Source organism: Halomonas sp. TG39a (assembly GCF_000744395.1).
Classification (GTDB): domain Bacteria; phylum Pseudomonadota; class Gammaproteobacteria; order Pseudomonadales; family Halomonadaceae; genus Vreelandella; species Vreelandella ventosae_B.
Genome location: NZ_JQLV01000002.1, coordinates 796,880 through 808,929, shown reverse-complemented (window position 1 = coordinate 808,929; position 12,050 = coordinate 796,880). Strand labels below are relative to the sequence as shown.

At 55.3% G+C, this 12,050-nt stretch carries 11 protein-coding genes and 5 tRNA genes; 9 read left to right on the top strand and 7 right to left on the bottom strand.

All coding sequences use genetic code 11. From position 1 onward, the window contains the following. Positions 1 to 3: 3 nt before the first annotated feature. Both ccoO and ccoN read right to left on the bottom strand, forming a co-directional pair. On the bottom strand, positions 4 to 612 hold the full coding sequence (ccoO, locus tag U738_RS21880; protein ID WP_035585413.1) for a cytochrome-c oxidase, cbb3-type subunit II: 609 nt from the start codon (positions 610 to 612) through the stop codon (positions 4 to 6). A gap of 19 nt (positions 613 to 631) precedes the next feature. Further along, on the bottom strand, positions 632 to 2,056 hold the full coding sequence (gene ccoN / locus U738_RS21875) for a cytochrome-c oxidase, cbb3-type subunit I (RefSeq protein ID WP_035585411.1): 1,425 nt from the start codon (positions 2,054 to 2,056) through the stop codon (positions 632 to 634). A gap of 164 nt (positions 2,057 to 2,220) precedes the next feature. On the opposite strand from ccoN, the gene U738_RS21870 reads away from it, so the two are divergent. The 6 genes from U738_RS21870 to U738_RS21845 all read left to right on the top strand — a co-directional run bounded on the left by U738_RS21870 (position 2,221) and on the right by U738_RS21845 (position 3,825). Continuing rightward, the gene (locus tag U738_RS21870; RefSeq protein ID WP_035585410.1) at positions 2,221 to 3,012 is read left to right on the top strand and encodes an alpha/beta fold hydrolase; all 792 of its coding nucleotides are present in this window, start codon (positions 2,221 to 2,223) and stop codon (positions 3,010 to 3,012) included. 147 nt (positions 3,013 to 3,159) lie between these two features. Beyond that, positions 3,160 to 3,235 (top strand) — tRNA-Val (locus tag U738_RS21865). Positions 3,236 to 3,306: 71 nt separating this feature from the next. Next, positions 3,307 to 3,383: transfer RNA gene (locus tag U738_RS21860), tRNA-Asp, on the top strand. A gap of 95 nt (positions 3,384 to 3,478) precedes the next feature. Continuing rightward, positions 3,479 to 3,555: transfer RNA gene (locus U738_RS21855), tRNA-Asp, on the top strand. Positions 3,556 to 3,595: 40 nt separating this feature from the next. Next, positions 3,596 to 3,671, top strand: a tRNA-Val gene (locus U738_RS21850). Positions 3,672 to 3,748: 77 nt separating this feature from the next. Next, a tRNA-Asp gene (locus tag U738_RS21845) sits at positions 3,749 to 3,825 on the top strand. A 121-nt stretch (positions 3,826 to 3,946) separates the two neighbouring features. Here the strand turns inward: U738_RS21845 and U738_RS21840 are convergent. The 4 genes from U738_RS21840 to glcD all read right to left on the bottom strand — a co-directional run bounded on the left by U738_RS21840 (position 3,947) and on the right by glcD (position 8,366). After that, positions 3,947 to 4,351 (bottom strand): heme-binding protein, encoded by a 405-nt coding sequence (locus U738_RS21840; RefSeq protein ID WP_035585408.1) that lies wholly within the window; start codon positions 4,349 to 4,351, stop codon positions 3,947 to 3,949. A 107-nt stretch (positions 4,352 to 4,458) separates the two neighbouring features. Then, positions 4,459 to 5,691: a glycolate oxidase subunit GlcF gene (gene glcF / locus U738_RS21835; protein WP_035585406.1), complete on the bottom strand. Its 1,233-nt coding sequence runs from the start codon at positions 5,689 to 5,691 to the stop codon at positions 4,459 to 4,461. Positions 5,692 to 5,702: 11 nt separating this feature from the next. Continuing rightward, positions 5,703 to 6,797, bottom strand: coding sequence for a glycolate oxidase subunit GlcE (gene glcE / locus U738_RS21830; RefSeq protein WP_035585404.1), 1,095 nt, complete (start codon positions 6,795 to 6,797; stop codon positions 5,703 to 5,705). Between the two features lie 69 nt (positions 6,798 to 6,866). After that, complete coding sequence (gene glcD, locus U738_RS21825; RefSeq protein ID WP_035585402.1) at positions 6,867 to 8,366, bottom strand: glycolate oxidase subunit GlcD; 1,500 nt, start codon at positions 8,364 to 8,366, stop codon at positions 6,867 to 6,869. 205 nt (positions 8,367 to 8,571) lie between these two features. Here glcD and glcC point away from each other — a divergent pair, with 205 nt between their 5' ends. Further along, on the top strand, positions 8,572 to 9,351 hold the full coding sequence (gene glcC / locus U738_RS21820; RefSeq protein WP_050713156.1) for a transcriptional regulator GlcC: 780 nt from the start codon (positions 8,572 to 8,574) through the stop codon (positions 9,349 to 9,351). A 5-nt stretch (positions 9,352 to 9,356) separates the two neighbouring features. On the opposite strand, the gene U738_RS21815 is transcribed toward glcC, so the two are convergent. Then, the gene (locus tag U738_RS21815) at positions 9,357 to 10,040 is read right to left on the bottom strand and encodes a GntR family transcriptional regulator (RefSeq protein WP_035585400.1); all 684 of its coding nucleotides are present in this window, start codon (positions 10,038 to 10,040) and stop codon (positions 9,357 to 9,359) included. A gap of 209 nt (positions 10,041 to 10,249) precedes the next feature. Between U738_RS21815 and U738_RS21810 the strand changes: the two genes are divergently transcribed. Together U738_RS21810 and U738_RS21805 are read left to right on the top strand one after the other, a co-directional pair. Further along, complete coding sequence (locus U738_RS21810; protein WP_035585398.1) at positions 10,250 to 10,711, top strand: GlcG/HbpS family heme-binding protein; 462 nt, start codon at positions 10,250 to 10,252, stop codon at positions 10,709 to 10,711. Between the two features lie 317 nt (positions 10,712 to 11,028). After that, a complete protein-coding gene (locus U738_RS21805; protein WP_035585396.1) occupies positions 11,029 to 12,003 on the top strand; it encodes a TRAP transporter substrate-binding protein in 975 nt (324 codons plus the stop codon). Positions 12,004 to 12,050: the final 47 nt, after the last annotated feature.

Sequence of the window (12,050 nt, the reverse complement as noted above, 5' to 3'; positions counted from 1 at the left end):
AACTTAACGAGTGCCCTCGAGCACGGTTCCGAGCTGCTGGAGGTAGGCGACCAGGGCGGTTATTTCCTGGGTGCCGCGAACGTCTGCAGTAGCGTTGGCGATATCTTCGTCGGTATACGGCACGCCCAGTTGACGCAGCGTACGCATCTTTTGGGGAGTGGCATCACCATCGAGGGTGTTTTCAAACAGCCAGGGGTAAGCCGGCATGATCGACTCGGGCACTACATCCCGGGGATTGTAGAGGTGAGCACGGTGCCAGTCGTCGCTATAGCGGCCGCCGACACGCGCCAGGTCTGGCCCGGTACGCTTGGATCCCCATAGGAAGTTGTGCTCGTAAACCTGCTCACCTGCCACGTTGTAGTGGCCGTAGCGCTCGGTCTCCGCGCGGAACGGGCGCACCATTTGCGAGTGGCAGCCCACGCAGCCTTCGCGACGATAGATGTCTCGGCCTTCTAGTTCCAGCGCCGACAGCGGCTCCAGGCCTTCAACCGGCTCGGTGGTCTGCTTCTGGAAAAACAGCGGAACCACCTCAGCCAAACCGCCGAAACTGATCACGACAAGGATCAACACGGCAAGCAGGCCAACGTTCTTTTCGACAATCTCGTGTTTCATTGGTCTCAACTTCCCCGGTTTAAGCAGCTTGTGGCGCTGAATGGCTGATGGCCTCACGACGCTTAACGGTCATGTACACATTGAACGCCATGATCAGCATGCCGGTGACCCAGAAGAGGCCGCCGATTAAGCGAACAAAGTAGCCCGGTGCGCTGGCTTCAACGGCTTCAACAAAGGTGTACATCAAGGTGCCGTCAGGGTTAATCGCCCGCCACATCAAGCCTTGTAGAATACCGTTCACCCACATGGAGGCGATGTACAGCACAGTGCCGATCGTGGCCAGCCAGAAGTGCACGGCTATCAGGTTGATGGAGTGCATTTCAGTGCGACCAAAGACGCGAGGGATCAAGTGATACATCGAGCCGATGGTGATCATCGCAACCCAACCCAGTGCACCGGAGTGTACGTGGCCGATCGTCCAGTCAGTGTAGTGGGAAAGCGCGTTGACGGTCTTAATCGCCATCATCGGGCCTTCAAAAGTGGACATGCCGTAGAACGACAGAGCCACTACCAGGAAGCGCAGCGTGGGATCCGTGCGCAGCTTATGCCAGGCCCCCGACAGGGTCATCATACCGTTGATCATGCCGCCCCAGGAGGGCGCCAGCAGAATGATCGACATGATCATACCCAGCGACTGTGCCCAGTTAGGCAGCGCGGTGTAGTGCAGGTGGTGAGGGCCTGCCCACATGTAGATCATGATCAATGCCCAGAAGTGGACGATAGAGAGACGGTAGGAGTAGATCGGACGCTCTGCCTGCTTGGGTACGAAGTAGTACATCATGCCCAGAAAGCCAGCGGTCAGGAAGAAGCCTACCGCGTTGTGGCCGTACCACCACTGCACCATGGCATCTACCGCACCGGCGTAGATCGACGTGGAATACATTGGGGTAACCGGGATGGCCGCGTTGTTGACGATGTGCAGCACCGCAACGGTCAAAATAAACGCCGCAAAGAACCAGTTCGCCACATAAATATGCGACGTAGTGCGTTTTTTGATCGTCATTAGGAACACGATGGCGTAGCTGATCCAAACGACCGCGATCAGAATGTTGATCGGCCACTCCAGTTCAGCGTACTCCTTGGTCGTGGTGTAGCCCATGGGCAGCGACACGACCGCAGAGATAATGACCGCTTGCCAGCCCCAGAACGTAAAGGCCGCTAACTTGTCAGAAAAAAGCCGCGTCTGACAGGTACGCTGAACCACGTAATACGAAGTAGCAAAAAGCGCCGAGCCGCCAAAGGCGAAAATAACGGCGTTAGTGTGCAATGGACGCAGGCGTCCAAAGCTAGTCCAAGGTAGGCCGAGGTTCAGTTGCGGCCAAACCAGTTGCGAGGCGAGGATGACACCCACTGTCATTCCCACAATGCCCCACACAACGGTCATAATCGCGAACTGCCGAACTATCTTGTAGTTATAGGTCGGGTGTTCAAATGCTGTGCTCATGTCATGTTCCCATCGAACGCGGTTAGGGGGTAACCCGTGGCATTTTGCACGGGTGCGGCCACCCGCTTGATGATGCAGGTCAAGATCCGTCCAAGATTCTAGCGCAGCCGGGGCATAACCTGAACATGCCAATTAGTTAAAGAGTGAATTATCAGGAGTGATAGGTGTCACATTATGCTTTGTCTGGATATATCGAGGTGCCTGCTACCGAGTTAAAAGCGGCACTTGAGCACCAGCCAAATGGGGCTTTTTTGGTGCAGGGCATGGGGCCGTTGGCTGTCCACGGTCAAGCAAGGTTAGGCCGCTTGTTGTTTGCCCATGGCGCAGGGGCGGGTCAGCAGTCACCCTTCATGCGTCAATTTGTCACCTCGCTGGCTGCTCGGGGCATTCAGGTTTTATGCATTGACTTCCCCTACATGCAGCAAATGCAGGAAACCGGCAAACGCCGACCACCGCCACCCATCGCCCAGACCCTTGCCCAGTTTGCCCAGTGGTATGGTCTATTGGATTGTCTGTTTGATGGGCCGCTGTGGGTTGGGGGGAAATCCATGGGCGGGCGCGTGGCGACCTTATTTGCCAGTGGACAGTTTGCTAGTGAGCCGTTTGCCAGTAAACAGCTAGCCAGCGAACAGCCACGCCTAGTTGGGGTGCCTGGCGTTGTAGTCGCTGGTTATCCGTTTCATCCCACCAACGCGCCCGACAAGCTGCGCCTGGATCACTGGCCTGCAATTGCCTGCCCTATGCTAATTTTACAAGGCGAGCGTGATCCCTTCGGTACCCGGGAAGAGGTGACCCGCTATGCGTTGCCGCCGAACGCGCAGCTCAGTTGGTTAAAAGATGGTGACCACGATTTTAAGCCGCGTCGCTCTTCTGGACTAAATCAAACGGTTTTGATTGACGAAGCTACCCAGATTGCGGCATCCTTCGTCCGCGCTCAAACGCCAGACGTTGAGTGAAGAGCTTCGTAGCTTGGATTAAAGAAACACTTGTTTAAATCGCTGATTTTAAAAGTCGTTTTTAAAACCAGTTTTAAGCACAGTTTTTAAACCAAGTAGGTTGACTTCCCTCAAGTATTCGGTAGAATGCAGCGCCACGTGACCAGCGGGTGGTTAGCTCAGTTGGGAGAGCACCAGCCTTACAAGCTGGGGGTCACTGGTTCGAACCCAGTACCACCCACCATCTTAATCAGTTTGATTAGATGATCTGGAAGTGTAAAGTAGCAAGTATGATTAAGATTTGATGTGCATAACGGACCGGTAGTTCAGTCGGTTAGAATGCCGGCCTGTCACGCCGGAGGTCGCGAGTTCGAGTCTCGTCCGGTCCGCCAACATCAAACAATACCTGCTCAAGCTAGTGGTTTGAAAATAGCTATTTAGACGTAGTTATTCAGACATAGCTGATTGAAAGAGTTGTTATCGATTCGGACCGGTAGTTCAGTCGGTTAGAATGCCGGCCTGTCACGCCGGAGGTCGCGAGTTCGAGTCTCGTCCGGTCCGCCACGATAACTGCGAAGATAGGTTGGCAATACGCCAATAGATTGGGTGGTTAGCTCAGTTGGGAGAGCACCAGCCTTACAAGCTGGGGGTCACTGGTTCGAACCCAGTACCACCCACCATCGCCTACCCTTTAGAAGCGCCTCTGAACCGCTTGTAAATGTTAGCTTCGATGGTTGTTTTAAAAGTGCTTTAACGTGGACCGGTAGTTCAGTCGGTTAGAATGCCGGCCTGTCACGCCGGAGGTCGCGAGTTCGAGTCTCGTCCGGTCCGCCATTAAGCATTTGTGTTATTAGCTGCATTGTTAGTAAATATCGGCATTGGCCGAACGAATTCAAAAAAAGCCCGGATCATTGATCCGGGCTTTTTCGTATGTCTGCATCTTAAGTTGCAGCTGTTAGCCCGTAATCGCGGCAACGCCTGCTTTGGCAACCTGCACATCCTGGTCGGGTTTTACGCCGGAAATGCCCACGGCACCTACCACATGACCGTCAACAGTAATCGGCACGCCACCTGAAAGCAGGCCTTGCAGCGGTGCGGTGACGAACGCAGTGCGGCCGCCATTAATCATCTCTTCAAACACCTGGGTCTCTTTACGGCCTAGCGCTGCGCTGCGCGCTTTGTGCGTAGCGACGTCGGCGCTGAAAGGGGCAGCGCCATCCAAACGGCGCAGCGCCAATAGATGGCCGCCATCGTCAGTCACCGCGATGGTCACTGGCCAGCTATTACTGTCAGCCTCTTTCTGCGCGGCGTCCAGAACGTTGAGTACATCGGCTTGAGCGAGAATGGCTTTTGTTTGCATGCTTACATCCTATTAATGGTAGGGAGTGAAGTTGTCGCGCCCAACAATAGCAGCGCAACCAGGGGTTATGAAGGCTAAGAATTAATGCAAAGCACTAATGCAAAGCACTAAGTGAGCGCCGCATCGACGATCTCCACCCAGTGGCGTACCGGGGTTCGATTGGCGCCTGCGAGGTGGGTCTGACAGCCGATATTAGCCGTTACTATCACCTCGGGATCACCGGCCTCCAATGCATTGAGCTTATTGTCGCGAAGTTGAGTGGCCAGTTCAGGCTGGGTAATCGAGTAGGTGCCCGCCGAACCGCAGCACAGATGCGCATCCTGAACCGGGGTTAACGCAAAACCCAGTTTACTCAGCACGCCTTCGACCGCGCCGTTAAGCTTCTGTGCGTGCTGCAGTGTACAAGGGCAGTGGAACGCCAGGCGTTGTGACGCTGTGACATTCAGTGTGTCTAGGGGCTCATCGCGCAAAATTTCGACGATATCTTTGGCCAAGGTGCTGACCTTTTGCGCTTTAATGGCGTAATCGGGGTCATCTTTGAGCATGTCGCCATACTCTTTGACGAAAGCGCCGCAGCCGCTGGCGGTTTGAACAATGGCTTCGGTGCCTTGTTCAATATATGGCCACCAGGCATCAATATTGGCGCGCATGCGAGCACGCCCATCGTCCTGGGCGTTGAGGTGAAAATCAACGGCGCCGCAGCAGCCTGCTTCAGCCACTGGCGTGACGCTAATGCCGAGCCGGTCAAGAATCCGCGCGGTGGCAGCATTGGTGTTGGGTGACAGCCCCGGCTGTACGCAGCCTTCCAAAATTAACACCTGCCGGGTGTGGCGGTTTGCATCGGGGCGTGCGCCTGCATCTATCGGGTTCGAGGGCATTTTACTGCGTAGCTTGCTGGGCACCAGCGGTTTAAAGGTTTGCCCCAGTTTTAGCAGTGCCTGGAAACGTTTAGGCTCGACCATCATTTTTCGCAGCGCATAGCGCTGGGCCCGCTCGCCTGCAGGGCGGGGGACGCGACGCTCAATTTCGGCACGGCCAATGTTGAGTAGCTTGTGGTACTCCACGCCCGAGGGGCAGGTGGTTTCGCAGTTAAGGCAAGTCAGGCAGCGATCGAGATGCAGGCGCGTCTCATCGGTGACCTGGTCGTCATCGTCATGGCTCTCCAGCAGCTCCTTCATGAGATAGATACGCCCACGGGGGCCATCGCGCTCATCGCCTAACAGCTGGTAAGTGGGGCAGGTGGCGTTACAAAAACCGCAGTGAACGCAGGTGCGCAAAATGCGCTCCGCTTCTTTAATATGCGGCTTCTGAAGGTCGGCATCGGTAAAGTGCGTTTGCATGTCAGCTCTCCTTAAAACGCCGCATAAAGGCGACCGGGGTTAAAAATGCCACGGGCATCCAGCTCCGCCTTTAGGTTACGGTGATATTTTTCCACTACTGCATTGAGCGGTGTAAACGGCTCAGCGGCGCCGCCTTGGGCGTGGGGGGTATAGCAGGTGGCATGCCCCCCCACCGCAGCACAGGCAGCGCGGAGAGTGTCCGCATCCAGGGTGGTTTTCACCCAGCGCTGGCTGCCCGCCCAGTCGTAAAAAATATCGGCCTCGGGAATATCCAGCGCCAGCGGTGCGGTGTTGGGCGGTAGTGATAGGCGCCACAGTGCTTGGTCGTCGTTACAGGCGAAGAAAGCGTGGGTATGGTCGCGCAGCTCGCGCCAGAAGCTAGCATCAAGCGGCTCGCCGCCTAGGCTTGCCTGGGTGGCGGCCACAGAGCTTTTGCCGCCTTCCAAGCGTAGAAACAGTTCGCCGTGGTGCCAAGCGGCGGCGGTAATCGGTAGCGGCTTTCGACCCAACTCGGCGAGTTTTTTGAGCGCTTCATCCAGCCCAACGGCTAAGCGCAGGCTGTGAGTCGCGGTGGGAATAGGCAGCACTTTAAAGGAGATATCGGTCAATACGCCGAGCGTACCCTGGGCGCCTGCCATCAGACGCGACAGGTCGTAACCGGCAACATTTTTCATCACTTCACCACCAAAGCGGAGCAGCTTGCCCTCTTGGGTGATGATGCGTGTGCCCAGCACAAAGTCACGGGCAGCACCCGCCCAGGGGCGGCGTGGGCCGGAGAGGCCAGTGGCCACGGCGCCACCAATGGTAGATGTATCACCAAATATGGGCGGCTCAAAGCCCAACATTTGGTGTTTTTCCGCCAGCACTTCCTGAAGTTCGCTAAGCCGCGTACCAGCGCGTACGGTGACCACCAGCTCCACCGGGTCGTAGCTCACAATGCCGCTATGTTCGGCCATCTGCAGCGCTTGGCCTTCTACCGGTCGGCCATAAAAAGCACGGGTATCGCCGCCTACAATGCGTAGCGGCGTACGCGCGTCATAGGCGCTGCGCACCTGTTCACACAGGGCATCAGCGATATCGCGGTCGGTAATCGCTCGTTCGGTCATGGTCTTTTCCATTATTAGTCTTGGCTATTTATTAGCTTGGCTATTTATTAGTCTTTTTAGGCCGCAGCACTAAAAACGTGGCAGCTCCGGGTGCGGGAGTTCGTTGTTATGCACATGCATAGCGCCAAACTCAGCGCAACGCGCTAGGGTCGGAATGTTCTTACCCGGGTTGAGCAGCCGCTGTGGATCAAAGGCGGCTTTCAAAGCATGAAAAACGCTGATTTCATCTGCCTGGAATTGGCTGCACATTTGGTTGATCTTTTCACGCCCAACGCCATGCTCGCCGGTGATTGAACCGCCCGCGGCCACGCAGAGCTCCAGGATCTTGCCGCCCACCTCTTCGGCAAGGGCCAGTTGACCTTCTTTATTGGCATCAAACAGGATCAGCGGATGCATATTGCCATCACCGGCGTGGAACACGTTCGCGACCGCCAGGCCGCTCTCCTCGGAAAGCGCCGCAATGCCTTTAAGCACGCGGGGCAGCTCGCGGCGGGGGATAGTGCCATCCATACAGTAGTAATCCGGCGACATACGACCCACCGCAGGGAAGGCGTTCTTACGCCCGGCCCAGAATTTGGCACGCTCGGCTTCATCCCGGGCCTGCTGGATATTGGTCGCACCGGCGGCTTCCAGCACGCGGCGCACGGTCTCGCAGTCGTCATCTACATCGGCTTCAACGCCATCCAGCTCGCAAAGCAGAATCGCCTCGGCGTCGAGTGGGTAGCCCGCTTTGACAAAATCCTCGGCGGCTTTAATCGCCAGTTTATCCATCATCTCCAGGCCACCAGGAATAATCCCTGCAGCAATGATATCGCCGACGGCGCGACCAGCCTTTTCGACGTCGTCGAAGCTGGCCATCAGTACCTTAGCGGTTTCCGGCTTGGGCAGTAGTTTGACGGTAATCTCGGTGACCACGCCGAGCATGCCCTCCGAGCCGTTCATCAAGGCCAACAGGTCAAAGCCAGGCGCATCAAAAGATTCAGCGCCCAGCGTCATTGCCTCACCCTCAATGGTGAGTACATCAACGCGCATGACGTTGTGAACGGTTAACCCGTATTTTAAGCAGTGCACGCCACCGGCGTTCTCAGCCACATTGCCGCCGATGGAGCAGGCAATTTGCGAGGAGGGATCCGGCGCGTAATAAAGCCCATAGGGTGCTGCGGCTTCCGAAATCGCCAGATTGCGTACACCCGGTTGAACCCGTTCCAAGCGGGCATCCGGGTCGACTTTGAGAATTTGATTAAAGCGCGACATGACCAGCAGCACGCCCTGTTCCAGTGGCAGGGCGCCGCCGGAAAGCCCGGTACCCGCGCCGCGGGTGACCACTGGTACGCTAAGCGCATGGCAGCGCTTGAGTAGCGCTTGAACCTGAGCAAAGGTTTCGGGCAGCGCCACCAGCATAGGTAGCACGCGATAGGCCGCCAGCCCATCGCACTCGAAGGGGCGCAAGTCTTCTTCGCGGTGTAGTAGCGTCATTTCAGGAACGGCTTGCTGCAGGTCGGCTAAGACCTCGCTTTTTTCGCGCCGAACCAATTCGCCGTCCAGGCGCTCATCAAAGAGGATATTCATTACGACATCCCATGCTTATTATCGTTAAAGGTAAATGCTAAAACGGTCTGTAGATAACATGGCCTCAATTTGGGCTTTTTTTACCCGCCTGTCTAGGCTGTGGTGCATTGGTCTGACCAGTAATTAGTCGACTGTGTTGTCTTCTTTGTTTAGTACTGGGTTAAGTACTGGCAAGCTGGACATAAAGCCCATCAGGAGAGCTAACATGCCAGAGGAGAATCAAGCCTTGTCACCTGGGCTGCGAATGCCGGATCAGGTGGCTACCCGGCTTGAACGTTTAATTCTTGATGGCGTTTTTCGGCCCGGCCAACTGCTTCCTTCTGAGCGGCGGCTGTGTGATCGGCTGGGCGTCTCACGTGCTTCGTTGCGTGAGGGGTTGAGAATTCTGCGCAGTAAAGGAATTATCGAGACCCGCCAGGGCCACGGCTCGACGGTCGCCACGCTGTTGCCGGTGGGTAACCAAAGCCCATTGATGCATCTGTTTAAAGATCATCCGCGCACGCTGTTTGATCTGTTAGAAGTGCGCGCCCTGCTGGAAGGGGAGTCGGCGCGTTTAGCTGCGAGCCGCGGCACCTCCGCCGACCGGGTGCTGATCACCCGACGCTATCGTGAAATGGCCGACTACGCGGAAAGCGCAGAAAGCATTGATGTCGAGCGTCTAGCCAGGCTGGATCACGCCTTTCACCTGGCGGTCTCCCAGGCGTCCCACAACCCGGTGTTGGTGCATACGCTGCAGAGCCTGACCGATTTACTGCTCAGCTCGGTGTTTGCCTCGGTCAAGCACCTTTATCACTTGCCAGCACCCAGGGCGATGATTAATCAGCAGCATGCGCGGTTGCACGATGCTGTCGTCAGTGGCGACGCCGAGCAGGCAGAGCAGGTGGCGCTGGAGCACCTCTCCAGCATTAGCCAACTGCTGCGCGATTTAGAGGAGGAGCACGAACGGCTAGAGCGTTCATCCATGCGCCTTGAAGAGTGGCAGTAGCTGAATTAGCTATTAGCCACATTCTTATCGTCTTCTGTGTCTATCACGCCCGCTAAAGTCGCTACTTCAATCTTATTGCACAGGTGGTCACGCAGGATCTGACCAAGCAATTGGCTGTCACGCTTTTCCAGCGCCGCCATCATGTTTTCATGGTCTTTTACCGCCTGACTCCAGTAGCGTTCGGTCATCTTCTTGGAGTAGCGCACGCGCTTAACGCGCTGGCTTAAGTTGCTATACATTTCCTGCAATACGTCGTTATTGGACGCCGCCAGAATACTCTCGTGAATCTGCCGATTAACCTGGAAATAAGGCATTAAATCCCGGTTGCGGTAGTGCTCCAGCATCGTATTGTGAAGCTGCCTTATGGCCGCAATTTCAGCGTCGCTGATGTACTGGCAGGCAAGCTCGCCTGATAGCCCTTCAAGTGCTGCCATCAAGTCATAAGTGTCTTTCACGTTTTTCAACGTGAGCCGTACCACTCGCGCGCCGCGATTGGGTAGCAGTTCAATCAAGCCTTCGGTGGCAAGCACTTTCAGCGCTTCACGTAACGGCGTGCGTGAAACCCCAAAGCGGTCACACAGCTGCTTTTCAGATATACGTTCGCCGGGTGAAAGCTCACCGTGCTCAATCAGATCGCCAATCCTATCGGCCACCTCACGATATAAGTTGCGCTGCAAAATTTTTGTCATTTGTCAGTTCCTTGTCAGTGGCGCACCTGGCTTATTGCCGAGCTACCCAGACCACCTGGATCGTTTTGAGCACGATACCATTTATGCCATATCAGCTTTGTATAGTGGCTATTGTTTATATGATCTGCAAAAGTAATTATGAATTCAATATTCCTTTGGTGGTGCTTTTGCCCACCACTGCCGACTAACAATGACAAAGGTAAAACCTAATGGCCGGACAAGTATTCCATTGCAGTGTACAGCTCACCAGAGAGCAGGGCAGAAAGATAATCGATGGGGCCATGGCGCTGGCACGCAAGGCGGATTTGACGCCGTTGACGATCGTGGTGCTGGATGGCGGCGGCAACCTAGTTGCTGCGGAGCGCGAGGATGGCTGCGCGCCGCTGCGTTTTCCGGTGGCCAAGGGTAAAGCTTACGCCTCTCTGGGCATTGGGGTTGCTAGTGGCGTGCTAGGTGAACGCAATGCCGAGCGCACAGCCTTTGTTGCCAGCGTGGCTTCGGCTTCACAGGGCCACTTTGTGGCAGTCGCTGGCGGGGTGCCCATTCTCAATGAGCAGAGCCATGTCATCGGCGCTGTAGGCGTTAGTGGCGCCTCGTCAGACGAGGATCAACAAGCTGCGATTGCGGGCATTGAGCTTGCTGAATTGCGCTGGGGGCTGGAGCCTAGTTAGCAATTTTGGCGGGATAATGGCGCTCCTCAACGGGCAGTTTGGCTTATAGAGCCACTGCCCGTTTTTTTATTGGCAACTATTTTTTTATTTGCTCGTTTATAAACAATCGGTTGCAACAGACTTTTTGTGGCAAGACGAAAGTTTAATACCTAATTTTGAATTTTGAATTCAAATTGAAGTGGAGAGAGTCTTAAGCGTAGAGCACGTCCAATAACAAGTAGGTCTACACGAATGACTCCCCAAGCAGGTTTCATCGGGACACAGAGCCACGATGACAACATTGCCTACAACAACAAATGCTTTACCTGGAGTTCACTATGAAATTGCTCAAAACAGCACTCGCCACTATCGTTGTGACGTTTGGGGTGCAGGCCGCCGCCAATGCCCAGACGGAAATTCGCCTTGGTCATGTCGGTGGCCCTGGATCTCTGTTTGAAATTTCCGCGAATCGCTTTGCCGAACTTGCTAACGAGCGTCTAGAGGGCGTTGCTGAAGTTAACGTCTACGGCAATAGCCAGTTGGGTGGTGACGAATCGATGATGCGTCGACTGCGCTTGGGTTCGTTGGACCTTTCGCTGCCTTCGACGGTGATGAGTTCTGAATCCGCTGAGTTTGCGCTGTTCGAGATGCCTTACTTGATTGAAGACCGCGAGCATATGAAGCGCGTGCGCGAAGAGATCGTTCGTGGCCCGCTATATGACGCCGCAGAAGCGCGCGGTTTTAAAATTATCGGCGTTTGGGAAAACGGCTTCCGCCAGATTACTAACAACGAACGGCCAATCGTTACGCCAGAAGACCTTGAAGGTATAAAGCTGCGCGTACCCGGTGGCACATGGCGTATTGATATGTTCCGTAGCTACGGCGCGGCACCCTCACCAATGTCGCTGTCGGAAGTGTTTGTTGCCCTGCAAACCGGCGCAATGGACGGCCAGGAAAACCCCTTTATTCAAACCTACTCCTCGCGCTTTCATGAAGTGCAGGACTACCTCTCCATCTCCAACCACGTTTATACCCCTGCTTACCTGACAGCAGGCGCTAGCTGGAGCCGCCTGCCTGAGGAAGTACAGCAGGTGCTTGAAGAAGTCGCCGTTGAAATGGAGGACTTCGTACTCGAAGAAGGCCAACGCCTGGATGATGAAACCCTTGTAAAAATGCGTGATGAAGGCATGGAAGTGAATGAAGTTGACTTCGATGCTTTTGTTGATGCCTCTGAGACTATCTATAGCCAGTTCGCTGAAGAAGTGGATGGTGGCCAGGACATGATTGACGCCGTGACTGCTTTACGCGAGTAAGCAAAGCGCCACTCTATTAGAGGCGCGTCGCGAAGCCGCGGGGCGCC